Annotated in this window: 18 protein-coding genes and 1 pseudogene; 13 read left to right on the top strand and 6 right to left on the bottom strand. The window is 56.5% G+C overall.

Annotated features, from left to right (window positions below; translation table 11 throughout):
- The first annotated feature begins 196 nt into the window (after positions 1-196).
- Genes ACODS3_RS25705 through ACODS3_RS25685 form a run of 5 tightly spaced genes read left to right on the top strand, consistent with a single transcriptional unit; the run spans position 197 to position 5,386 of the window.
- Positions 197-1,804, top strand: coding sequence for an FAD-binding protein (locus ACODS3_RS25705; protein WP_489036845.1), 1,608 nt, complete (start codon positions 197-199; stop codon positions 1,802-1,804).
- Entirely contained in the window at positions 1,801-2,154 is a 354-nt protein-coding gene (locus tag ACODS3_RS25700) for a 4Fe-4S dicluster domain-containing protein (RefSeq protein WP_201020299.1), read from the top strand. The genes ACODS3_RS25705 and ACODS3_RS25700 overlap by 4 nt, the downstream gene beginning before the upstream one ends.
- 36 nt (positions 2,155-2,190) lie before the next feature.
- A complete protein-coding gene (locus ACODS3_RS25695) occupies positions 2,191-3,279 on the top strand; it encodes an alkene reductase (RefSeq protein WP_201020300.1) in 1,089 nt (362 codons plus the stop codon).
- A 25-nt stretch (positions 3,280-3,304) separates the two neighbouring features.
- Positions 3,305-3,997 (top strand): peroxiredoxin-like family protein, encoded by a 693-nt coding sequence (locus tag ACODS3_RS25690; RefSeq protein WP_489036843.1) that lies wholly within the window; start codon positions 3,305-3,307, stop codon positions 3,995-3,997.
- A gap of 42 nt (positions 3,998-4,039) precedes the next feature.
- Positions 4,040-5,386, top strand: coding sequence for an LLM class flavin-dependent oxidoreductase (locus tag ACODS3_RS25685; RefSeq protein ID WP_201020302.1), 1,347 nt, complete (start codon positions 4,040-4,042; stop codon positions 5,384-5,386).
- Between the two features lie 69 nt (positions 5,387-5,455).
- Here the strand turns inward: ACODS3_RS25685 and ACODS3_RS25680 are convergent, their stop codons facing one another.
- A complete protein-coding gene (locus ACODS3_RS25680; RefSeq protein ID WP_201020303.1) occupies positions 5,456-6,361 on the bottom strand; it encodes a LysR family transcriptional regulator in 906 nt (301 codons plus the stop codon).
- An 87-nt stretch (positions 6,362-6,448) separates the two neighbouring features.
- Between ACODS3_RS25680 and ACODS3_RS25675 the strand changes: the two genes are divergently transcribed.
- A complete protein-coding gene (locus ACODS3_RS25675) occupies positions 6,449-7,465 on the top strand; it encodes a zinc-dependent alcohol dehydrogenase family protein (RefSeq protein ID WP_489036840.1) in 1,017 nt (338 codons plus the stop codon).
- A gap of 120 nt (positions 7,466-7,585) precedes the next feature.
- Here the strand turns inward: ACODS3_RS25675 and ACODS3_RS25670 are convergent, their stop codons facing one another.
- Positions 7,586-8,479 (bottom strand): LysR family transcriptional regulator, encoded by an 894-nt coding sequence (locus tag ACODS3_RS25670; protein ID WP_201006822.1) that lies wholly within the window; start codon positions 8,477-8,479, stop codon positions 7,586-7,588.
- Positions 8,480-8,623: 144 nt separating this feature from the next.
- Here ACODS3_RS25670 and ACODS3_RS25665 point away from each other — a divergent pair, with 144 nt between their 5' ends.
- The 4 genes from ACODS3_RS25665 (at position 8,624) to ACODS3_RS25650 (ending at position 15,230) form a co-directional block, all read left to right on the top strand.
- Positions 8,624-9,715 carry an alpha/beta hydrolase gene (locus tag ACODS3_RS25665; protein WP_201006844.1) on the top strand — a complete coding sequence of 364 codons (1,092 nt, stop codon included), beginning with the start codon at positions 8,624-8,626 and terminating at the stop codon, positions 9,713-9,715.
- 160 nt (positions 9,716-9,875) lie between these two features.
- Positions 9,876-10,961, top strand: a complete 1,086-nt coding sequence (locus ACODS3_RS25660; RefSeq protein ID WP_201006824.1) for an SMP-30/gluconolactonase/LRE family protein — start codon at positions 9,876-9,878, stop codon at positions 10,959-10,961.
- Positions 10,962-11,198: 237 nt separating this feature from the next.
- The gene (locus ACODS3_RS25655) at positions 11,199-13,649 is read left to right on the top strand and encodes a membrane-bound PQQ-dependent dehydrogenase, glucose/quinate/shikimate family (protein ID WP_201020305.1); all 2,451 of its coding nucleotides are present in this window, start codon (positions 11,199-11,201) and stop codon (positions 13,647-13,649) included.
- Positions 13,650-14,036: 387 nt separating this feature from the next.
- Complete coding sequence (locus tag ACODS3_RS25650) at positions 14,037-15,230, top strand: hypothetical protein (RefSeq protein WP_201006828.1); 1,194 nt, start codon at positions 14,037-14,039, stop codon at positions 15,228-15,230.
- A gap of 51 nt (positions 15,231-15,281) precedes the next feature.
- On the opposite strand, the gene tauD is transcribed toward ACODS3_RS25650, so the two are convergent.
- The 4 genes and pseudogenes from tauD to ACODS3_RS25630 all read right to left on the bottom strand — a co-directional run bounded on the left by tauD (position 15,282) and on the right by ACODS3_RS25630 (position 18,892).
- A complete protein-coding gene (tauD, locus tag ACODS3_RS25645; protein ID WP_201020308.1) occupies positions 15,282-16,121 on the bottom strand; it encodes a taurine dioxygenase in 840 nt (279 codons plus the stop codon).
- Between the two features lie 15 nt (positions 16,122-16,136).
- Complete coding sequence (gene tauA / locus ACODS3_RS25640) at positions 16,137-17,120, bottom strand: taurine ABC transporter substrate-binding protein (protein ID WP_201020322.1); 984 nt, start codon at positions 17,118-17,120, stop codon at positions 16,137-16,139.
- Positions 17,121-17,653: 533 nt separating this feature from the next.
- Positions 17,654-17,803, bottom strand: a complete 150-nt coding sequence (locus tag ACODS3_RS25635; RefSeq protein ID WP_268939682.1) for a topoisomerase DNA-binding C4 zinc finger domain-containing protein — start codon at positions 17,801-17,803, stop codon at positions 17,654-17,656.
- Between the two features lie 513 nt (positions 17,804-18,316).
- A pseudogene (locus tag ACODS3_RS25630) lies at positions 18,317-18,892 on the bottom strand (response regulator transcription factor).
- A gap of 550 nt (positions 18,893-19,442) precedes the next feature.
- Between ACODS3_RS25630 and ACODS3_RS25625 the strand changes: the two are divergent.
- Genes ACODS3_RS25625 through ACODS3_RS25615 form a run of 3 tightly spaced genes read left to right on the top strand, consistent with a single transcriptional unit; the run spans position 19,443 to position 22,654 of the window.
- The gene (locus ACODS3_RS25625; RefSeq protein WP_489036837.1) at positions 19,443-20,390 is read left to right on the top strand and encodes a dialkylresorcinol condensing enzyme; all 948 of its coding nucleotides are present in this window, start codon (positions 19,443-19,445) and stop codon (positions 20,388-20,390) included.
- Positions 20,387-21,544, top strand: a complete 1,158-nt coding sequence (locus ACODS3_RS25620) for a beta-ketoacyl-ACP synthase III (RefSeq protein ID WP_201020311.1) — start codon at positions 20,387-20,389, stop codon at positions 21,542-21,544. Before ACODS3_RS25625 ends, ACODS3_RS25620 begins: the two co-directional genes overlap by 4 nt.
- Before the next feature lie 36 nt (positions 21,545-21,580).
- Entirely contained in the window at positions 21,581-22,654 is a 1,074-nt protein-coding gene (locus tag ACODS3_RS25615) for a methyltransferase (RefSeq protein ID WP_489036834.1), read from the top strand.
- Positions 22,655-22,777 lie beyond the last annotated feature (123 nt).

Raw genomic sequence — 22,777 nt, 5'->3', positions numbered from 1 at the left:
TCGCTCCTGCCAAGACGCGCTTAAAATATATAAAACTGATCTTATAAACTGTCAACATAACGAAAATACATAATTAGCTTAGACCTAAAAAGACTTTCACAGACGTTTCTCAGGGGCCTATCGTCTATACCAGTCCGACCCCTTTCCTGGCGGAGGCCGTCTCCCCAACGACCTTCGCCAGGAGCTTTTTTCGTCCATGACTCCCCTGTTTCATAACGGCCCTGCCCCTTTGCACATCGACGCCGATGTGTTGGTGATAGGCGGTGGGCTGGCCGGTACCTGGGCTGCGGTGGCCGCTGCCCGTGAAGGTGCGCGGGTGGTCCTTGCAGAAAAGGGTTACTGCGGCACAAGTGGCGTAACAGCCAGTGCGGGGCCCGGCCATTGGTGGGTGCCTCCAGAGCAGCGCCAGGCTGCCATCGACAAACGTGTTGCCAGCGCTGCCGGGCTCGGTGACAGCCAGTGGATGGCGCGTATTCTCGATACCACCTGGCAGAGCCTGCCAGGCCTTGACCGGCTTTACGGATTCCCCCGCGACGAACGCGGCGACAAACAATATCGCGCCCTGCGCGGCCCGGAATACATGCGCGCCATGCGCCAGCTGGCGCTGGAGCACAATGTCACCCTGCTGGACCAGAGCCCGGCCCTTGAACTGCTCAAGGGCGATAACGGCGCACTGGCCGGTGCCCGTGGCTGGCAACGTCAGCAGCAGCGTGAATGGCAAGTGCAGGCGCCGGCCGTGGTGCTGGCTACTGGCGGCTGCGGTTTTCTTTCACGCCTGCTGGGCAGTCACACCAATACCGGCGACGGCTATCTGCTGGGTGTCGAAGCGGGTGCCGAACTGTCCGGCATGGAGTTCTCCAACTATTACTGCATCGCCCCGGCCGGCAGCACCATGACCCGCTCGATGGTCTACACCTTTGGCCGCTACTTCGATGCCGGTGGCCGAGAACTGGAGATCACTCAAGGGCCAGGTTTCAACGAAGCTCTGGCCCGCGCCCTGCTGCAAGGCCCGGTCTATTGCCGACTGGACCGGATTCCCGAAGACATCCGCGCACGTCTGCCCTACGTGCAGCCCAACCTGATGCTGCCCTTCGACCGTCTGGGCATTGATCCTTATCGCGACAAATTCCCGGTGACACTGCACGGCGAAGGCACCATTCGCGGGGTCGGCGGCCTTCGGGTGATCGATGAACACTGCCAGACCCGCGTACCCGGACTTTTTGCCGCTGGCGATGCAGCCAGTCGCGAGGCAGTGACCGGTGCGATTTCCGGGGGCGGCGCGGTGAATTCCTCCTGGGCTCTGTCCAGCGGTCAGTGGGCTGGCAGCGGCGCAGCGCATCATGCACTGACCCAGCCTTACCGCCCGACAACAAGCCAGGGCAGTGCCGAAGCCGGCTTGCTGAGCCTGGGTGCAAGCGGCGCCGATCACGCTGAAATAGTGCGAGCGGTGCAGAACGAATTGCACCCCTACGACAAGAATCTGTTTCGCAGCGGCACTCAGTTGCAGCGCTCGTTACAGGTGCTGGAAAACCAGTGGGACCAGTTGCGCGCCCAGCACAGCGTCGAAACTCCGGCAGCACTGCTGCGCTGGCGTGAAACCGCAGCGCTACTGGCCAGTGCCCGCTGGTGCTACAGCAGTGCTCTGGCGCGCAAGGAAAGCCGAGGCATGCATCAGCGCAGCGACACACCCGAACGCCTCGCCAGTTTCGATGCCCACCTGCGCAGCGGCGGCCTGGATACGCCGTGGGTTCGCAGAGATACGGTCGCTATGCAAGCCCGTGCCAGCCACGAGGTCCCGGCATGATCGAACTGATCTTCAGCGACCGTTGCAACGGCTGCAATCAATGCGTAACGGCGTGCCCCACCAATGTGCTGGCCAGCGGCAGCGACGGCAAACCCTATATCGCCGAACAGTCGGCCTGCCAGACCTGCTTCATGTGCGAGCTGTATTGCAGCAGCGATGCGCTCTACGTCCACCCCGACTGCGAACAGCCCGTGAGCCTCGACCCGCAACAGATACTGGCCAGCGGACTGCCCGGCCAGTACCGCCGCGACTCCGGCTGGGACGAATGGGCCAGCGACCCGCGCTACGCCAACCAGCACTGGCGCATGGAAGAGATTTTCGGCCTGGCCCGCAAGCTGGCCAGTATTTGAACCCCACAGGATCGATACCCTATTGAGGAAGCACCCATGAGTCTTTTCCAGAGCGCCTCTCTCGGCAACCTGACCTTGGCCAATCGCGTGATCATGGCACCTCTCGGTCGCGCTCGCGCCGATGAGCACAACCGCCAGCCGCTGCCACGAGTCGTGACGTACTATCGCCAGCGTGCCAGTGCAGGGCTGATCATTTCCGAGGCCACCCATGTATCTGCCGAAAGCGTCAGCCGTCCCGGTTGCTCGGCGATCCACGACGACGCTCAGGTAGAAGCCTGGAAGCCCGTCACCGCTGCCGTGCATGCCGAAGGCGGACGAATTTTCCAGCAATTGTTCCATCTTGGGCGCAAGGCACACCCTTCTCGCCTGCCAGGCAATGCCCAGCCCATTGCCCCTTCGGCAATTGCCGCCAAGGGTGAACTACAGACGCCTGATGGCCCTCAACCTTTCCCGGTTCCGAGGGCGCTGGACCGCGAAGAGATTCCGAAGCGTGTCGAGGACTTCCGCAGCGCCGTCCGCAACTCCGCACGGGCCGGTTTCGACGGAGTGGAGATTCACGCCGCCAACGGCTACCTGATCGATCAGTTTTTGCGTAATGGCGCCAACCAGCGCGACGATGATTACGGCGGTAGCGTGGAGAACCGGGCGCGCTTCCTGCTGGAGATCGTCGATGCTGCCATCGAAGAACTGGGGCCAGACCGCGTTGGGGTGCGTATTTCGCCCAATGCCGAGTACGACGGCATCCGAGACACTGATCCGCTCGCCCTATACAGCTATGTAGCCCTGGAGTTGCAAACTCGCGGGATTGTCTATCTGCATCTGATCGAGCCGGATTCGACACCTGAAGCCCGTAGGCTGGCACCACGCCTGCGCGAGCTATTCAAAGGCCCGCTGATCCTCGCGGGTGAGTTCGACCGCGACAGCGCACGCCAGGCACTGGAGCAAGGCCGGGCCGACTTCGTCTCCTTTGGCCGTCTGTTTATCGCCAACCCGGATCTGGTTGAGCGCTTTCGCCAGGGCGCACCGCTCAACACGCCGGATGAAGCCAGCTTCTACAGCGGTGGCGATCAGGGCTACATCGATTACCCCTTTCTTGAAACCCGCAGCGCAGCAGTTGCCAGCTGACTCTCATCGTTAACAGGAGCCTGTCATGAGCGAATCCCTCAACCATCTTTTGGCCGAACTGCATGCCGAGCGCGTGCGAACCTGGGCTCCCGAAGCCCTGAAGGTCAATATCGACCAGCGCCAGCGCCTGCTCGATGAAGCGCGACCGGACACCTTCGTCAAGGCTGGCGACAGCGTCGCGCCCTTTGAACTGCTCAAGGCCGAAGGCGGCACGCTCACCCTCGATCAACTGGTGGCTGACGGCCCGGCAGTCTTGGTGTTCTTCCGCTTTGCCGGTTGCCCTGCCTGCAACATTGCCATCCCTTACTACGAGCGCAATCTGCAGCCGGCACTGCGCCAGCGCGGCGTGCCGTTGGTGGCGGTCAGCCCTCAGGTGCCGGAGCGTCTGGTGGAGATCAAGGACAAACACCAATTGAGCCTGCAAGTGGCCAGCGACAAGGACAACCAGTTGGGGCAGCGCCTGGGCATTCTCTACAGCTTCGACGAAGCATCGCGCCAGGCCTCTCTGGCCAAAGGCCAGGGAATCGGCGCAATCACCGGCACCGGAACCTGGGAGCTGCCACAACCGACCGTGGTAGTGATTGGCCATGACCACAGCGTCCACTTCGCCGAAGTCAGCCCAGACTGGCTGGTGCGAAGCGAGGCGCAAGTCATCATCGATGCCGTGGACGCAGTACTGGATGCCGACAGCCAACCGGCCCGACAGGCACGGGCATGACAGCCACGAATCCCCCCTATTCCATCGAAAGGACTTGAACCCATGAGCAAACGCCAGCTGCACTTTGGCGCCATTCTGACCGGCGTCGGTACTGACCAGCAGGAATGGTTGCACCCGGATATTCCCGGCAATGCCAGCATCGATATCGACTGGTACAAACAGCAGGCCCGAGCGGCCGAGGCTGCGCATTTCGACTTTGTATTCATCGTCGACAGCCCCTACATCACCCCGGACTCGGCACCGCACTTTCTCAACCGCCTGGAACCGCTGACACTGCTCTCGGCGCTCGCCGGTGCCACCGACAAGATCGGACTGGTCGCGACCCTGACCACCTCCTATACCGAGCCATTCAACGTGGCCCGGCAGTTCGCCTCGCTGGATCAGATCAGCCACGGTCGTGCTGGCTGGAACGTGGTCACCACCGGGCTTGAAGGCGCGGCCGGCAACTTCGGTCGCGAACAGCACATCGACCACACCGAGCGTTATCGTCGGGCCAGCGAGCATGTCGCGGTGGTTCAAGGGTTATGGGACTCCTATGAAGATGACGCCTTCCCTCGCGACAAGGCCAGCAAGCGCTTTCTCGACCCCAGCAAGCAACACCGACTGGACCACCGTGGCGAGTTCTTTTCGGTCACCGGGCCGCTGAACATTTCCCGCTCACCACAGGGCCAGCCGGTGATCTTTCAGGCCGGGGTTTCCGAGTCCGGGCGCAAGCTGGCAGCGGAAATCGCCGAAGGCATCTTTGCCGGCGTCGATAATTTCGAGGACGCCCGGGAGTACTACGCCGATATCAAGCACCGTGCAGCAGCGGCAGGCCGTGATCCGGCGCAGGTGCTGCTGTTCCCCGGCATTACGCCGATCATTGCCGACACCGATGAACAGGCTCAGGCGATTCTGCTGGAACGCGAAGGCGAGCTAGATCTGAACAAGGCACTGGTGCAACTGGGCCGCCCGTTCAACTACCACGACTTCAGCCAGTACGACCTCGACGCACCGTTCCCCGAACTGGGCGAACTGGGCAGCAACGGCTATCGCGGCCATGCGGAGAAGATCAAACGAGTCGCCAGGGAAAAAGGCCTGACCCTGCGCGAAACCGCTCTTCGTTTTGCCCGTCCATTTACCGGGTTCGCAGGCTCAGCACTGACCGTCGCCAACGAGATCGAACGCTGGTTCAACGAAGGCGCCGTGGACGGCTTCAATATCCACGTCGGCGCACCGGCCAGCTTCGCCAGGTTTACCGACGAAGTACTGCCGATCCTGCGCGAACGCGGATTGTTCCGCAGCGAATACGAAACCAGCACCCTGCGCGGCCATCTGGGCATTGATGTGCCCCAGAATCGTTATACCCAACAGGTTGAGCAGGTTTCGGCGGTGGCAGAACCGGCGTGAGGCATTGAGAGTGATTCTTGTCGATGCCCGGGTTCACAAGGCCCGGGCGTCATTTTGAGGCAAAGAAGGCTAAATGGATTTGGAAAGCAGGTAATCAATAAAAACCCGCAACTTCGGTAAAACCGTTCGCCGACTGGGGAAGTACAGTGCCAGGCCCGGGAATGCTATGGAGTAAGCATCGAGAATGACTTCAAGTGTTCCCGCGTGAATGTTGCGAGCTACGAGGGAGCGCGGCAATTTGAACAGACCGACACCTTGTTCCGCCGCATGTATGCAGGCCGCTATGTCGTCAAGTATCAAAGGCCCGCTGACGGGAATGACACGCCTCTCTGCACCGACGTTGAAAACCCACTCATCAAGCAGAGTGCTGGCCTGACGAAAAACGATGCAGGGTATTTTCCCGATTTCATCCGGTGATGAGGGTCGCCCATAGCGCGCAAACAAGGCAGGTGAACCCACAACCACTTGTGGCTCTTCGGCGGTAATGGGAACTGCGACCATATCTGCCTGTACAAAACTCCTGGGCCGCACACCGGCATCACAGCCTTCAGCGACAATATCGACCATTCGGTCATCACCAATGAATTCGACCTGAACACCAGGATGCGCCTGCAGAAACTCTGTCAGAAAGCGCTCGGTCAGCATGAGCACGCTCGCCTTGGGCACACTGACTCGCAGCAAGCCGGTCACGGAGTTACCCAGGCTGCGAGCGGACTCTATACCTTGAAGCACTTGTTGAGCAGCAGGACCGACTTGAAGCAGCAACCGCTCGCCCGCCTCGGTCAAGCCGACGCTTCGTGTTGTGCGCAGCAACAAGGCGGCACCCACACGGTCCTCAAAGGCGCGGATCGCCTGGCTGACTGCAGATGGAGTAATACCGAGACGACGCGCAGCCGCCCGAAATCCTCTCTCCTCGGCGACAGCCAGGAAAACCACCACGCCATCCAGATCGCCACGCTTTATTGTGTAGTTCATCTACACAGTATGATCAGCTGAAGCTGGCTTCTCAAGCATACCCCAATAGACAAAGATAGCTTTCCTACCCCTTCACCAGGAAAGCTCATGAGCTCTGAAGCCAATAAATCCCGTGCCTTTACCTTCGACAAAATCGGCAGTGCCGATGCCTTGAAGCGCGGCGAAGCTCCGATCCCCACACCAGGCCCGGGGGAAGTGCTTGTCCGGGTTCGAGCTTCTTCACTTAACTATCGGGATGTCATCATTCTGGATGGCCATTATTTCTTGCCCGCACCTGCAGGCCGAATCCCTGTCTCGGACGGAGCTGGCGAGATCGTGGCCGTCGCGCCCGACGTGACGCGATTCAGCGTCGCAGATCGCGTCACCAATTCATTCTTCCCGGACCGGATCGACGGGCCTTATACCGGCAAGCACCTCCACTACAACATTGATTTGGACGGCTGGCTGACCGACTACCGTGCGATAGACGCAGAGTACCTGACCCACATCACCGACAGCCTGAGCTTTGAAGAAGCCGCGACTTTGCCCTGCGCGGGCGTTACCGCCTGGGTAGCACTCAAGGGCGTAAAACCGGGCGACACGGTGTTGACCCAGGGCACCGGCGGCGTTTCGCTATTTGCCATTCAGATAGCCAAGGCGCTGGGCGCACGGGTAATCGCGACAACCTCAAGTGACGCCAAGGCAGAACGCCTGAAGGCACTCGGCGCCGACGAAACCATCAATTACAAGGCCCAGCCAGAATGGTCGCAACAGGTTCGGATGCTGACTGACGGCAACGGAGCAGACCGCATCGTGGAAGTCGGCGGAGCCGGTACGCTGGAGCAGTCCGCAAAATCAATCGCTGTGGGCGGCCAGGTCACACTGGTAGGTGCCCTGTCCGGCTTGCAGGGTGGTGTCGAGTTCATGACCCTGTTCATGAGCCAGGCACGTTACCAGCCAATTGCCATTGGCAGCCGCAGTGACCTTGATGACCTTATACGGTTCATCACGCAACATGACATCCACCCCATCATCGACAGCACTTGGGATTTCGACGATGCAAAACTGGGGATTGAACGCCTGGTTACCCGCGATATCTTCGGGAAAGTAGTCATACGAAACTGATTGCTGACAGAGGTTGGTGCTACGGAAGTCAATCGTGCAACCGCAACGCTGAACAATCGCCTGAACGGTTGCCAGACCCTGCCCGGGAAACAGCCTGTTCGACATTGGCACTGGCTACCGTCAGCGAAGCACTCGAAGAGCGTTGACCACCAACGAGAATGCATGTGACGGTTGTCGGCGACTGGGGTAATACAGGTAATAGCCAGGAAAAGAAGGACACCAGTCGTCCAGCACCCGTACCAGATCACCTTGTTCGAGATACGGAGCAAACTCTTGCTCAGGTAGAAATGCGATACCCAGGCCCGCCAGCGCAGCATCTACCATGCCCGGCGAGGTATTGAAGGTCAGTTGCCCGCCTACCCTGACATTCAATGCCCGTCCTCGACGAGCGAATCCCCATACATAAAGACCGCCTGCCGTCTGCAGGCGCTGATTTATGCAGTTGTGCTTGATCAGGTCACTGGGCGTCCCGGGGATCGAATTGCGATCAAAGTATCCCGGCGACGCCACAACAGCCATGCGTAAAGGCGGTCCGATCGGTACGGCGATCATGTCCTTGTCAATGGTATCCCCCAGACGTACGCCCGCGTCATAGCGATCGGCGACAATGTCTCGGAATCCATAGTTGACGTCGAATTCAACCTCGATATCAGGGTACTCATGCAGTAACGCCGTGATCTTGGGCAATAGTGTTGTACGCAAGATATGTTCGCCACACGTGATACGAACCGTGCCAGCGGGCTTGTCACGCAAGTCCGACAGTTCATTCAACTCGGATTCGATCTCATCAAACCGGTGCCCGATTGAGTGGAGCAGGCGCTCGCCAGCAGCGGTAGGCGAGACACTGCGCGTCGTGCGTGTGAGCAAGCGAATATCCAGCCGCACTTCAAGACCACTGATGGCCTGGCTCAATGCCGACTGGCTTACCCCCAGAAGCGAAGCCGCGCGAGTAAAGCTGCCCTCACGCGCAACCATAACAAAGTAGAGGAGATCATTGAGGTTACGTCTGATCATTGGGCAAGTCTCACACGAAAATTGATTAGCAATACTTATAGCCTCTTTAAGTATTCATTAGCTAGTCACACCCCTGCACATGCGCGACGATGACAGCGACCTCAACCATCTGCCGGAAAAGCCATGAACGTATCCGCCCTGCCTATGCCCCCCAAAAAGCCACGTGTTTCCCTCAAAGGCTTTCTACAGAGTTCGATGTTCATTGCCCTGACGGCCATTCTGGGTGAACAGACGGTTCAGGCAGCAACAACATCCGGCACACGCGATACCAGCGGCCTGCAACTGACTCAGGAATGGGACAAGGTCTTTGCCAGGAGCGGCAAGGTCGATCACCAGAAAGTCACCTTCAAGAACCGCTACGGCATTACCCTGGCGGCCGATCTGTACTTGCCGAAAAATCGCACCGGCAGGAAATTGCCGGCGATTGTCATTAGCGGCCCATTCGGCGCGGTAAAGGAGCAGTCATCGGGCCTGTATGCACAAACCATGGCAGAACGTGGATTCGTAACATTGGCCTTTGATCCCTCGTATACAGGGGAAAGTGGGGGTGAGCCGCGCAACGTCGCCTCACCGGATATCAATACCGAAGACTTCAGTGCCGCAGTGGACTTCATCGGACTGCAAGGCTACGTCGATCGCGAACGCATTGGTGTCATCGGCATCTGCGGCTGGGGCGGCATGGCACTCAATGCCGTGGCAGTAGACAAGCGTGTCAAAGCCGTCGTCGCCAGCACCATGTATGACATGACCCGAGTCATGTCCAAGGGCTACAACGACAGCGTGACCGCCAAGCAACGCACGCAGGCTCTGGAGCAACTGAGCCGGCAGCGCTGGGATGACGCAGCGAACGGGAAGCCGGCCTATCAGCCTGCCTACAACAAGCTGAAAGGTGGCGAAGCTCAGTTTATGGTCGATTACGCCAGCTATTACATGACACCACGCGGCTACCACGCGCGAGCTGTCAACTCTGGCAACGCCTGGACGGTCACCACGCCACTGTCGTTCATGAACATGCCGATCCTGACCTACATAAAGGAGATTTCGCCGCGCCCCATCCTGTTCATCCACGGTGAAAACGCTCATTCGCGTTACTTCGCCGAGACAGCCTATGCGGCAGCCGAGCAGCCGAAGGAGCTTGTGATCATCAAGGGAGCCAATCACGTTGATCTGTACGACCAGGTAGACAAGATTCCGTTTGACAAAATAGCCGAGTTCTTCGTCTCAAACCTCAAGTGAGCGAAACCCATGTGAACGCTTCGTCGTCAGCAGGTACATCACTCCCTCAGCTCAGCGGGGCTTTCCCCTACTGAATCTGCTGGCCCTGCCCTGCAGACGACGACATTCAGCAACAACATCGTTGCTTTCGTGCTCGATCAACCCTGACAAGGATCTTGTCATGATCTCAGCATTTACCTGTTCGCCGGTCGGTCAGTATTACGGCCGTCCGGGCATCAAGACTCGAACGGTTCTTTTCGTTACCTGCCTGATCATGGGCGCGGGTTTCATATCTGAGTCTTCAGCCCGGCAAGGAAACGTTACAGGGCTGGCCTACGACGAGCAGACGCGCAGCGTTGTGCCCGTGCCACCAGCCGAGCGTGCCTTGCAGAGCGCGCTGGCCGAGCCATGGTTCAAAGTCTCGGACGAGGGCCGGATACTCGAAGGCGCAATCTTCGACCACAACGGCAACCTGCTGTTCTGCGATGTCAGTGGACGCCGTGTTTTGCGCCTGACGCCAGACAGGCAGTTGTCCACCGTCGTTACACTAGATGCACTCTCGCCGGGCGGCCTGGCCTTGCACCCTGACGGGCGCCTGTTTATCGCGGCACTGGATATTCCCAATAACCGCGGCGCGATAATAGCGGTGAACCAGGACGGCCTGAAGCAGCAGCCGATCATACCGCCAGAGGCGGGATATATGCCCAATGACCTGAGGTTTGATACGCACGGAGGCTTCTACTTCACCGATTTCAAGGGCAACTCGACCGAGCCAACGGGTGGCGTCTACTACACCGCTCCCGACTTGACCACTATCACTCCGGTACTACCCAACCTGTCGATGGCCAACGGCCTGGAGCTTAGCCCCGACGGCAAAACGCTATGGGCAACGGAGTTTGGCCGGAATCTGCTGCACCGCATCAAACTTACAGACGCCACTACCATTGCGCCGATCGGTTCGGCCATCGCCTACCACTTCACTGGCCCGGCACCAGACTCGATGCGCGCCGATGCCGACGGCAATGTGTACGTGGCGATCTACGGACAAGGCCGCGTGATGGCCTTCAACCGCAATGGCATCCCTATTGGACAAGTGTTACTGCCTGGGCGCGATAGCGGCCACAACCTGGCATCTACCAGCCTCGCCATCCACCCGGACAAAAACGACTTGTACGTCGTGACCAGCGACAACGACAAAGGCCAAGGCGCAACGATTTTTCACACCAAGGCGTTCAACAAAGGGCTGCCGCCCTCTTCATCTGACTGAACATCGCCGATCACGTAATTCGTCACCAGCGCAGCCGACGGCCTCGGCCATGCCACGGCGAAGACCCTGCTCAGCCACATGCACAGTTCCTGCTTCATCAGAAATACCCTCTCCGACATGGCCCCGATATCGGAGAACTGCTTACCGCTACGTATCGGCGAGTCGAAGAACTCAATAGCGACGCTACGGTACTGCTGACACTTACGACCCCCTTACCATCCACCGGGAGAACTGCCTATGAACTCATCTGACAATGCGACGCGGCCCCCAGGGGGCATAACCGTTGAAAGCCCTGCCCCGCAGGCGCATCGACCTTGGCCTCTGCGGATCACTGCGCTTATCCTGCTTGCCTTCGGCCTGCCACTCGCGGTCGGTGGTGTGATCCTGGCCGCAAATGGCGGTTCTCTTTATTACCTGATCACGGGTCTGGCTTACATTCTCAGCAGCGTCTTGCTCTGGCGCGGCGACGGGCGCGGTGTATGGATCTATGGTGCGACACTCGTCTGGACAGTGGCATGGAGCCTCTGGGAAGTCGGTTTCTCCGGCTGGCAGCTCGCACCCCGGTTGATCGCCCCCTTCGGCCTAGCCATATTATTGCTGCTGCCCTCGATCAGGCTGCTACCGTCGCCGTGGCGAGTATCAGGCAGGGCCACTTTCGCTGGTAGTCTGGTCGCAGCAGCGGTTGCGGGCAGCGTTGCCCATAGCCTGGGTGAAAACACCGAAGTCCCCTCGTTGCGGCGCGGTATACAGGCGCAAGCACCGGGACCACTGCCACAAGCTATGGCTACGATTGTTCGCGACGACTGGCAAGCCTATGGCAACGACCAGGGCGGCACGCGCTTCAGTCCACTCGACCAGATCAACACCTCCAACGTATCCGGTCTGACCAAGGTCTGGGAGGCAGAGATGACAGCGACGGTGCCTGGGGAGATGAACGCGCTGCAGACGACGCCCATCATGGTCGGTGACACGCTATACGCATGTGACGGCAATAACGGCGTGCATGCCTTCGACGCCGAGACCGGAGAAGTGCGCTGGCGGCGCAACGTCTCCGATGGGCAGGAACCGTCAGGCAAGCCATGCCGTGGCGTTGCCTATTACAAGGTGCCGGACGCTCAAAAGGGCAGCATGTGCGCCGAGCGCATCTTTGCGCCCAGCCACAACCCTACCCTGGCGGCCATTGATGCACATACTGGCGAACTTTGTCCTGCCTTCGGAAATAATGGCTTGGTGGATCTCCAACAGGGCATCGAACCCTATCCCCACGGCCTTTTCTACGTCAGCTCGGCACCGCAGGTGATTCGCGGCAAGGTGGTGGTAGGTGGCGGTATCCCTGACGGCCAGTACTGGGGCGGCCCCTCGGGAGTAATCCGCGCATTCGACGCAGTAACCGGCGAATTGGCCTGGGCCTTTGATGCTGGCGTACCGGAGCGCATCGGCGCGCCACCTGAGGGCGAGTTCTATACACCATCTCTGCCCAATAGCTGGGCGCCCATAAGTGCCGACGAAGAACTCGGCCTTGTCTACATGCCGATGGGCGGAGCAACGCCTGATGCTTACGGCGGCATGCGACGTCCGTTTGATGACGATATCGGCAGTGCTGTCGTCGCACTCGACGCCGAGACAGGGCGTATGCGCTGGCGGTTCCAGACTACCCACCACGATATCTGGGACTACGATGTCGCGTCACAACCAACCCTGGCCAACCTTCCTACACCGCAGGGCATTCGCCCGGCACTGATCCAGCCGACCAAGCGTGGCGAAATCTTTGTGCTCGACCGCGAGACAGGGAATCCGATCAAGACAGTTCGCGAATTGCCTGTGCCGCAGGGTGGCATCGCAGAGGGAGAGCGGTTGGCCCCGACCCAACCTGAGTCCAGCGACCTGCCAGCCTTCCGCGAGCCAGAACTGCAAGAAAAAGACATGTGGGGCATAACGCCGCTGGATCAGTTGATCTGCCGCATAGAGTTCAAGCGCTCGCGCTACGAGGGTATGTTTACCCCTGTCACGCTCGACAAGACCATCGTGATCGCGCCAGGCTCCATGGGTGGCGTCAACTGGAATGGCATATCGCTGGACGCTGATCGCGGCATCATGATCGTCAACTGGACACAGGTACCCGACAGACTCGAACTGATCACGCGCGAAGAGTCAACTCGTCGCAACTTCAAGATCGCTCCGGGCCTCGATGCGGGTGGCCAGACCGACCAACCGATGCTTGGCACTCCTTATGGTGCATACAGAACTCAGTTCCTTTCTCCTCTTGGCAGCCCATGTACAGCCCCACCATGGGGCCTGATAGCGGGCGTCGACCTGATGAGCGGCAAAACCATCTGGTCCAAGCCATTAGGCACCGGGCGCGACATAGGTCCGCTGAAGTTGGGTGTAAAGACAATGTTGCCTATCACAATAGGCACACCGACTGCCGGCGGCGCCGTGACCACTCGAGGAGGGCTTGTGTTCATTGGCGGGGCCGCTGAGCACACCTTCCGTGCATTGGATGCCGCGACCGGGCAGGAACTCTGGAATACCCGCCTCGCCACCAGCGCCAACGCCACGCCGATGACCTATCGCAGTCCGGCCAGCGGCAGGCAGTTCGTGGTGGTCGCCGAAGGCGGCAGGCCTGCTTACGGTACCCGACCGGGAACGAAGCTGGTCGCTTTTGCATTACCAGCAGTGCGGGAATGAGGAGTTCGTGCAAATCGGCAATGCAATGGCTGACCACCTTGTTTTCAACTGCTTACAGAATTCATTGGAGCCCTGCATGCCCATAATTGGCGCGAAAAAAACGCACAAACACAAACGCCACTCTTGAGTGGCGTTTGTGTGAATCCGGAGCGGGAAACGAAATTCGTATAAAGCCAATAGACAACAGGGTGCGGGGGATGCGTCGACGCTATCAAGTAACTGCACTTTGAGGAAGCCCGATCAAGGCACCGTCAACAGTGTCAGGAGCTTTAAAAAGAACACCACCGCCCAAGGATCGTGGTTTTAATTCAAATGGACACTCGCGGCAGTACTTGCCATCTTAACGGTTTCAGTCGGCTACCATCGGCCATACGGAGTTGGAAGTGAATGCCTAAACCTAAACTTGGGTTGGTGATTGCAAGCGAATGGAAGAACAGTCTTGATCGAAAGGATTTCGATAAGCGATCCACCAAGCCTGACCCGATCACCATTTTTGGTAATCCCACCCCCGCTACCGGGTTTCAGGCTGGCCTGGACGCAGAGCAGATGAAGCTCACCCGTCACCATGTCATACCGCACAGCTTACTCATTAATGCCTGGGAAATAGCTGTCGACTGTGACGATATGGAGCTTATAAAAGCCCTGACCGTCTGGGCCGGAAAGGATCCGGCACGCGATCTTCCCGCAACCTTTGCAAAAGGAAACCCCAGCCCACAGGCCGTACTGCGCAAAGTTGCGTGGAATCCTTTCAACATTGTGAGTGGGCCGCTGTCCGAACACCGGGTTGAAGACCCCGGCAATGAGTTTGACTCATTAGAGTTCCGAACCCTGGTACCTCACGGAGCAGCAGCCCCAACCACACCGGCAGAAAAACTCAAGCTGCAAACTGAAAACGTGGCCAGACAAGAGTTCAACCGGCATATTGGCGTTCTACGGCGTATCTATAACCTGCTGCAACGTTATATCAGCGATCAGGTAGCTGCCCAGGATGTCACCAGCCTCATCTCCCTGTTGAGATCCGATGTCCCGGAACGCTATCCAGCGCTTGGTCCCAAGTACCGCACCGGCGCCCTGCTCTCTCCTGACCTCTGGGGAGATTACTCGACCATACAAGCCACTGCTCCGGCGTCACAGTACGACTTTGCATCAAAGCGAGCAGTAGCTTTCAGCAAAGGGAAACCAAAGATAGTGCCCTGGAGTGCTGCAACATGGCTGCCGGAAGTCAACCTGGTGCTACCCAAGGCCGCAGCACTCGACATGACAGACAATACGGTCTGGACCGACGAAAAAACCGTACCCGGCCCCCCCTCCTCGTCAACACTCCCTCTGGGGGGGATGGACGAAGCAACTTTCCGTATAGCTGTCGTTCGAGCTATCCGCAAAGCTGGCAAGTTCGAGGCACAAGTAGCCTTGTCCGGACCATCTGGAACACTTTCAAATATGGCCCAATGGACAGCCTTCGAGGTGAAACAGTTGAATCGCGAAGGCTATAAAATCAAGATCAGCAGAACCATGCTCGATAGCCCCGCTCAAGAAGTACGGGTGTACAACATACCAAAGCCAGGGGCTGCTCCCGCCTGACGCTTTCACGGAACCAGAAAAACGCACAAACGGTAGCGTCCGACCAAATCATCAGGGCCCGAACGGTCGATCCCCGAGAATCGTCGCGCGGTGCATGATGCGCCTTTGCGGTCGGTAGTCGTCGCAGGCGTAGTGCTGCGTCAGGCGGTTGTCCCAGAAGGCCAGGTCGCCCTGGCGCCATTGCCAGCGAACGCTGAATTCCGGTTTGGCGATCTGCTTGAACAGCATCTTCAGCAGTGCATCACTTTCGTCGGGCTCCAGCTCGAGAATCCGGGTGGTGAAGGATTCGCTGACAAACAGCCCTTTGCGACCTGTTTCCGGGTGCACGCGCACTACGGGATGCGTCACAGGCGGATTGGCAGCCCGAGCGGCGTTCCATTTTTCCAATGCGTCGGGCGTATTGCCGAAGCGTTCCAGAGGAAACGAAAGGGTCAGGTCATGCACGGCGGTCAGGCCATCGAGCAAATGACGAATCCTGGCGGACAATCCCTCGTAAGCAGCCGAGCAACTGGCCCACAAGGTATCTCCACCGTGGGGAGGAACATGCCGTGCGCTGAGCAGCGAACCCATGGGTGGCGACTGGATGAAGGACACGTCTGAATGCCACAGAGCGTTGTCGCGCAGGTCGTTGAGGTCAGTATCCAGCAAGAGGATTTCCGGCTGGTCTTCGATCTTCGGATAGATGGGGTGTATATGCAGATCACCGAACAGAGCTGCTGCGTCCCGCTGCTGGCGTGGCGTCAGCAACTGATCACGCATGAACAGCACCTGATGCTCCATCAGCCCCTGGCGCAAAGTGGCGTAGCTTTCTGCACTCAGCGGGCGACTCAGGTCGACACCGCTCACGCGCGCGCCAAGAGCCTGGCCGATACGTTCAAATACGATGGTCATAGGTGTTTCTCTATATCACTGGGCCTGGCGTACGTACTCGGTGCTCACGTACTCCGAGTAGTCCGGCAACACGGCGGGAATGCGTTTCTGCTCCTTGAGGAATTCCGCGGTAGCGGCGATATCCTTGGCAGTGCCACCACCGAGCAGGTCGGCGCTGAGCTGTTGCTGGGCGTTCGGGTACACGGAACCGGCCAACAGTTCGGGAACGTCGGCAGCGTTGGCACCGACCAGCCTGGCGATCTTCCTGGCTTGTTCTGAGTCAGCGGTCCACTTGGCGGCATTGGCCTGATAGTCAGCGAAGGCGCTCAGGGTCACACCCGCGAACCTGGCCAGCACTTCAGGATGCTTTTCAGCGAAATCCTTGCGGGCGACCCAGACTTCAAAAGTCGGGGCGCCCCACTTGCCCACTTCAGCAGCGTCGGTCAGAACCTTGCCGTCACGCTTGATCTCACCCAGAGCCGGCGACCAGACAAAGGCACCGTCGATATCGCCACGCTTCCAGGCTGCATTGATTTCGGCGGGATTGAGATTGACGATCTTCACCTTGGTGGGATCGATCTTCCAGTGCTTCAGGGCACCGAGCAGACTGTAATGGGAGGTGGATACGAACGGCGTAGCAATGGTCTTGCCGATCAATTGCTCGGGTTTTTCGATGCCGCTGCTGTTGCGCACCACCAGCGCCTCGGCGGAGTTGATCTGCGCCGCCACCAGAAAGGTCACCAACGGCAGTTTGCGCGAGGCGGCCGCTGCCAGAGGGCTGGAACCCAGATTGCCGATCTGCACATCACCGGAGGCCAGTGCGGTCACCACTTCCGGACCTGCATTGAAACGACGCCAGTCGAGCTTCTGGCCAATGGCTTTTTCGTAGGCACCGTCGGCCTGGGCGACCTTGGACGGGTCCACACCGGTCTGGTAGCCAATTACGATATCGGCGCAATGCGCCTGGACGGCGGTTGCGGCAGCGACAGCTAGCAGCAGGGCTTTGATGGTGCGTTTCAGGGTCGATTCCTCGCAAATGGCACTGCTGCGGTTTATGCCAGGCGCCTGAGCGCTACCACAGCATTAGAGGAGAAAGAATTTATGGCTATAAAAAATATAAAACCAATAACATTTAACGCTTAGCTTAGAGCGGCCAGCAATAGCCTTGGGCCAGAGCTGCGGCGGTTGCTTGGGGGAGCATCGGAGGGAACGTGGCGGCCAGTGCCCTCGCAACATCACGCAGAGCAGGAGCTCTCGTAAGCTGATTTCAGGGGGCTTCTGTAAAATTTACGATTTCGATGGACAAAATTTCAGACTACTTTTTTGGCGTGACAAGCCTGTGAATCACGTTGCTTACCGCATTGGCTGCTCTCACCGTGCGCATCAGTTTTCCAGATACCGCAAAACACACCTCGTAATTTAACGCGGCGGTATCCTGGCACGTCCTTTGAGCTCGCCAAAGCCATTTTTTCTCTACGTTCTTCGCCTACCCAATGTTGATGAATAGCACTGATCCAATTGCCACCGACAAGAGCTGACTGTTGAGCTAAGCATTAGCTCCTTGTCCCTTTACAGACAGGAAATTTGGAGCACCCCCAGAACTGACGCCCTGCATACTTCCCCTTGCGTGCGGTACGACGCACCATGGAAGCGCCGCAGCTCGGACAAGCGTTCGTTGCAGATGAGCGCGTGGTAGTCGACACCGACGAACGTGGGGGTATCGGTGTTGGATTAGCTCTGCTGGGCTGTATCTGCGTTCTTTTGGGAATATCAATGGTGATTGCAGTTGGTACAGGCACGCTAACCCCCAACGCAGCACAATCGTATTGTGCGATAGCACGGTCTTGGAGTGCTTGCGTGAGCGCCTGATCTGGTGCGCTTTTGGCAGAAAGGCAGCGTGATATAGCGGCTTGCAAAGTACTATACCCGACTGAATTTTTCTTTGGAGCTCGATCTGTTTGGTTGCGAACGCTAGCTAAACAAACGCGTCACATGTACCTCACCTCAGTTCCTCACATCAACATCCCCCTCTAATTCGCCTCATCCGAAAGCCAAAAGCACTCGCTGGATTGTCGCGCTTGCGCATTTTCAGCTGGAGCTGCTTGACGCCCTCCGGGGGAACGACCAACAGTTGCTTCTCCATATCGAATTGATCAGGAGGGGCTGGCGCAGGCGCAGACTCATGAGTTTGCCGCCAACGCACCGAGCCGATAACCCTAGCCGCGCACTGTCTCGACAATGCTGCTCCCAATTTGCGACGCAGATGAAAGATATGGACGTTCAAGGCGTTGCTCTCGACCTAATCACCGAAGCCGTACGCGCTGTCTTTCAACTGTTCGATGGAGAGCACCCGCCCCGATTGTTGAGCAATGCCTGCTCACGGCGCGAAAGATCGATGGCCTCACCTTCCAGCCAGGTTTCTCGGGTGCAGGGATCGTAGGGACGGCCACATGCTCAATGAGATTGACCGCACGGCCTGCAACGCGGCGTAACAGCGTATGCAGGCGAGCATACAGCTCTCTCAGATCAAAGGGCTTGAGCAGGTAATCATCAGCGCCCGCTTGCAGCCCTTTGACGCGGTCATCCACATCATCGCGTGCGGTCAGAATCAATACCGGTATCGCCTGCCCCATAAGCCGCAAACGCCGCAACAAACTAATCCCGTCTTCATCAGGCAAGCCCAGATCAAGAATCATCACATCGAACTGCGCGACATCCAGCAGGGCATAAGCGGCGGATGCCGAAGCCACACGGTCGACGTTAAGACCCTGGGCGTTCAAGCCGGCGACGATGCCACTGGCGTAGCAAAATGCCTATGGTTCAACTGCCAGGCTTTTCATCCGTCTCTTGAGGTTTAGTATTTGGCTTGGAAGCACTTGTGGCGCCTGATTCTTTTCAGTCTTTTCCTGAGCCTTGGCCAGATTTTCACGCGCTTGCTGGCGCTCAAGGGCGGCAGGCTTGCAGCGTCAAGTAGCTGCACTTTGAGGGAGTTCGATTAAGGCATCGTTAACAAGGTCGGGGATTTTGAAAAAATCACACCTTCAAAGATCGTGGTTAACAGGATGACTCGATCGTGGCATAAAGACCCGCGCCCCGGAAGCGTATCACTGAAAAACGAGGAAATAACCGATCACATCCCTGAGGCAGTTACCAAAGAACAAAATCGAAGGTCGAAAAACTTGACGACTATCCGATCCCTCTTAAACTTACCCAATATTTCATTGACAATCTAAAATCAATTTTCATATCAGAGCATACTACGCTCGACGTCACACAGCATTCTTTTAGTTATTATCCTTTAGCTGCAGGAAATCTCACTAAAAACGCTGCAGGTCAATAGCCATGAAACGTATACTAGTGGTCTATTTTTCACAAACAGGACAATTGAAACGTGTAGCGGATTCATTTGTTCGCGCCCTGATTGAAGACAATCGCGTGCTCGTAGAGTTCGAGGAGCTTACCCCTCTCAGACCCTATCCATTCCCTTGGCCATTTGTCGAGTTCTTCGACCAGTTCCCAGAAGCAGTTCACTTATATCCATCGCGCATGCGCCCTTCCAAGATTGATATAAAAAAAAGGTATGACCTTGTTATTATTGCATACACCGTCTGGTTCTTGTCACCCAGCCCTCCCATTACAGCATTTTTAAAGTCTGCAAAAGGGAAAATCATTCTTCGTAACACAGCAGTTATAACAATTATCACATGCAGAAACATGTGGATACAAGCACAGGAACAAGTAAAAAACCTATTAATTCAAGCCAATGCCCGACTTCTGGACAATGTTGTGCTCACCGATAGGGGAAGCCCTCTAAAAACGCTTGTAACAACACCCCGCTGGATGTTCACTGGAAATCGTGAAGCCTTTTGGGGATTCTTTCCACGGGCAGGCTTGACGGACGAAGATATTCTATCCGCACAAAGATTTGGCAGGGCTCTTCTTTCTGAAATAGTAAACGGTCGCACGGAACAAAACTTTCCATTATTGAAAGGTCTGAAAGCCGTCAGCGTTGATCCACGACTCATCCATAGCGAAAAAATTGCTCGCCGTAGCTTTCTGCTCTGGGGGAAACTGTTTCTAACAATAGGCCCTCAAGGACATCCTCACAGAAAACTTGCTGCCTTCGTGTACGGAATTTTCATGATCTGTATGGTGGCCACCGTCATTCCAGTAATGATGGGATTGAGGACATTTATAAAACCAATGCGCGGGCACGTACTTGAAAAGCAATGTCGTTATTTTGAGGAGCCTTCTGGGTCCAGCGACTTTCGCATGAGGGAACAATCATGACCCCATCAGTTTATATCAACCGGGTTGCTACTTTTTTGCCTGGTGCCCCTGTCTCGAACGATGAAATGGAAAATATTCTTGGTACTGTAGCAGGAAAAAAATCACGCGTACGGCAAAAAATCCTGAGCAGTAACGGAATCCTAAACCGTCATTACGCCATTGACCGGGCAACTCATCGACCTACCCATAACAACGCACAACTCACTGCCGAGGCAGTTCGCAATCTCTGGATTGAAAACCCTGTGCTGCCTCCCTTGGAATTACTCTGTTGTGGCACCAGCAGTCCAGACCAGATTTTCCCCAGTCACGCCTCGATGGTCCATGGAGAGCTTGCTTGCCCGCCCTGCGAGCTGGCGTCATTCAGCGGAGTCTGTCTGTCTGGACTGTCTCCTATCAAATATGGATACGTGTCGATTCTTGCAGGCTTGAGGCATCAGGCTATTGCAACTGGCTCCGAGCTAGCCTCCACATTCATGCAGGGAAAACATTTCACGGAAGAATCCGAATCAGCCATTCACGAATTTGAATCACAGCCTGAAATCGCTTTTGAAAAAGACTTTCTCCGCTGGATGCTATCGGATGGGGCAGGTGCGATGCTCTTGAGCGATAAGCCAAATCCAAGCGCTATTTCTCTGAAGATCGACTGGATCGAGATACTTTCCTATGCCAACTTGCTGCCGGCCTGCATGTACGCTGGCGCGATAAAAAACACAAAGGGAACACTCACCGGATGGCGAGAATTCAATTCATACAAAGAACTTGGGGAACACTCCGTATTCGCAATAAAGCAGGACGTCAAACTTCTCAATGAGCATGTTGTGAATATCACTGTTACCAAGGGACTTAAGGATATTCTTGAAAAAAGAGAGCTGAAACCGAAGGCAGTCGACTGGTTTCTACCCCACTACTCATCCAACTTTTTTCGCCAACGGATATACGACGCCTTGCAATCCATAGACTTTGAAATACCCAATGAACGCTGGTATACAAATCTGGAGCGTGTCGGAAATATAGGAGCCGCAGCCATTTACTTCATGCTTGCAGACCTTATTAGCAGCGAAAAGCTGAATCATGGCGACGGTATTTTGTGTTTCGTACCTGAAAGCGGAAGGTTTTCAACGGGGTTTATGAAAATGACAGCCATTTATCAATAACTGGCGTACACAACCTCTTTTTATCAGAGCTTTTACATGAACAAGCATTCACAAAAAAGCGCACTGCCAACACCTGAGCAGCCATCACCCGAAACACAACTATTGAGCTTGATCACCGGAGCCTGGGTTTCTCACGCCGTATATGCCACGACCCGATCAGGATTAATCGACAAAATACAAAGTGGCATTCACCGCACAGAAAACCTGGCATGTGGGGTAGGTGTCAAAGAAAAGCAATTACGTCGCTTACTGGATACAATCGAGGCTATTGGACTTATCAGCGGATGCGCCGAAAATCATATTGAACTGACGGAAATGGGTAGCCTGCTCAGTGCCAGCAGCAACTCGCTTCGTCCGTTTGCGCTGTTCTGCGCTCAGGACTGGCACACAAAAACATGGGAGCATTTACTCGAAAGGCTAAGTATGGACAAACCAGCCTTCGACCACATCATGGGAATGCCGCTATTTGAATATTTGCAGGGTACACCTGATGACAGGGCATTGTTTGACAGTGCAATGGACAGCCTATCTTTACTCTGGGGGCCGAAGATAGTTGAACACATGAAGCTTTCAGACGCGAGATCAGTCATCGATATCGGCGGCGGAAGAGGCATATTTCTTGCGGAGATTCTATCGCAACACCCTCACCTGAAAGGCTGCCTGCTCGACCTGCCCGAAGCTCTCAAACAGGCTCGATACACTCCGTATCTGCAAGACTTCATCTTTCAGGATCGCTGCAAACTAGTTGAAGGCTCATTTTTCGCCAGACTATCTACTCATGCAGATACGCATGTGATGAAGTTCATCATGCATGATTGGGGGGATCAAGATGCTCTGACGATCCTTGAAAATAGTCGACAGGCGTTACCGCAGGATGGGCAGCTTTTTATCGTAGAGCAAATCATTGATCCGGCTAAAAAATCACCATTTACTCAACTCTGTGATATTGAAATGCTGCTCTTTGGCAACGGAAAAGAACGTACCACAGAGGAGTTCAATCAACTGCTTGAGCGCGCTGGCTTCACGATTGAAGATATCAGTGAAACTACTACACCCTTTTCGATCATTCAGGCAAAACCATCCAGAACATCTCAGACGGAAAAGCAATAGAAAAATTAAAGTGAGTAACTTTGGTCAAACATGTCTAGTCCTGAAATAGGTTTACACCTATCCGATACGTTATGTCTGCAACCCAGACCTGTTCGGGTCCACTGACCACTACTTGGTCCGGGC

This window comes from Pseudomonas sp. FG43 (genome assembly GCF_057809175.1).
This window is presented reverse-complemented; position numbering and strand designations above follow the sequence as displayed.

What these genes read in the sequence shown, in the direction of transcription:
- ACODS3_RS25665 (WP_201006844.1), top strand. Translation starts at nt 8,624, where the DNA reads ATGCCCCCCAAAAAGCCACGTGTTTCCCTCAAAGGCTTTCTACAGAGT.
- ACODS3_RS25650 (WP_201006828.1), top strand. Translation starts at nt 14,037, where the DNA reads ATGCCTAAACCTAAACTTGGGTTGGTGATTGCAAGCGAATGGAAGAAC.
- ACODS3_RS25660 (WP_201006824.1), top strand. Translation starts at nt 9,876, where the DNA reads ATGATCTCAGCATTTACCTGTTCGCCGGTCGGTCAGTATTACGGCCGT.
- ACODS3_RS25680 (WP_201020303.1), bottom strand. Translation starts at nt 6,361, where the DNA reads ATGAACTACACAATAAAGCGTGGCGATCTGGATGGCGTGGTGGTTTTC.
- ACODS3_RS25685 (WP_201020302.1), top strand. Translation starts at nt 4,040, where the DNA reads ATGAGCAAACGCCAGCTGCACTTTGGCGCCATTCTGACCGGCGTCGGT.
- ACODS3_RS25655 (WP_201020305.1), top strand. Translation starts at nt 11,199, where the DNA reads ATGAACTCATCTGACAATGCGACGCGGCCCCCAGGGGGCATAACCGTT.
- ACODS3_RS25620 (WP_201020311.1), top strand. Translation starts at nt 20,387, where the DNA reads ATGACCCCATCAGTTTATATCAACCGGGTTGCTACTTTTTTGCCTGGT.
- ACODS3_RS25700 (WP_201020299.1), top strand. Translation starts at nt 1,801, where the DNA reads ATGATCGAACTGATCTTCAGCGACCGTTGCAACGGCTGCAATCAATGC.
- tauD (WP_201020308.1), bottom strand. Translation starts at nt 16,121, where the DNA reads ATGACCATCGTATTTGAACGTATCGGCCAGGCTCTTGGCGCGCGCGTG.
- ACODS3_RS25695 (WP_201020300.1), top strand. Translation starts at nt 2,191, where the DNA reads ATGAGTCTTTTCCAGAGCGCCTCTCTCGGCAACCTGACCTTGGCCAAT.
- ACODS3_RS25705 (WP_489036845.1), top strand. Translation starts at nt 197, where the DNA reads ATGACTCCCCTGTTTCATAACGGCCCTGCCCCTTTGCACATCGACGCC.
- ACODS3_RS25615 (WP_489036834.1), top strand. Translation starts at nt 21,581, where the DNA reads ATGAACAAGCATTCACAAAAAAGCGCACTGCCAACACCTGAGCAGCCA.
- ACODS3_RS25670 (WP_201006822.1), bottom strand. Translation starts at nt 8,479, where the DNA reads ATGATCAGACGTAACCTCAATGATCTCCTCTACTTTGTTATGGTTGCG.
- ACODS3_RS25625 (WP_489036837.1), top strand. Translation starts at nt 19,443, where the DNA reads ATGAAACGTATACTAGTGGTCTATTTTTCACAAACAGGACAATTGAAA.
- ACODS3_RS25675 (WP_489036840.1), top strand. Translation starts at nt 6,449, where the DNA reads ATGAGCTCTGAAGCCAATAAATCCCGTGCCTTTACCTTCGACAAAATC.
- ACODS3_RS25690 (WP_489036843.1), top strand. Translation starts at nt 3,305, where the DNA reads ATGAGCGAATCCCTCAACCATCTTTTGGCCGAACTGCATGCCGAGCGC.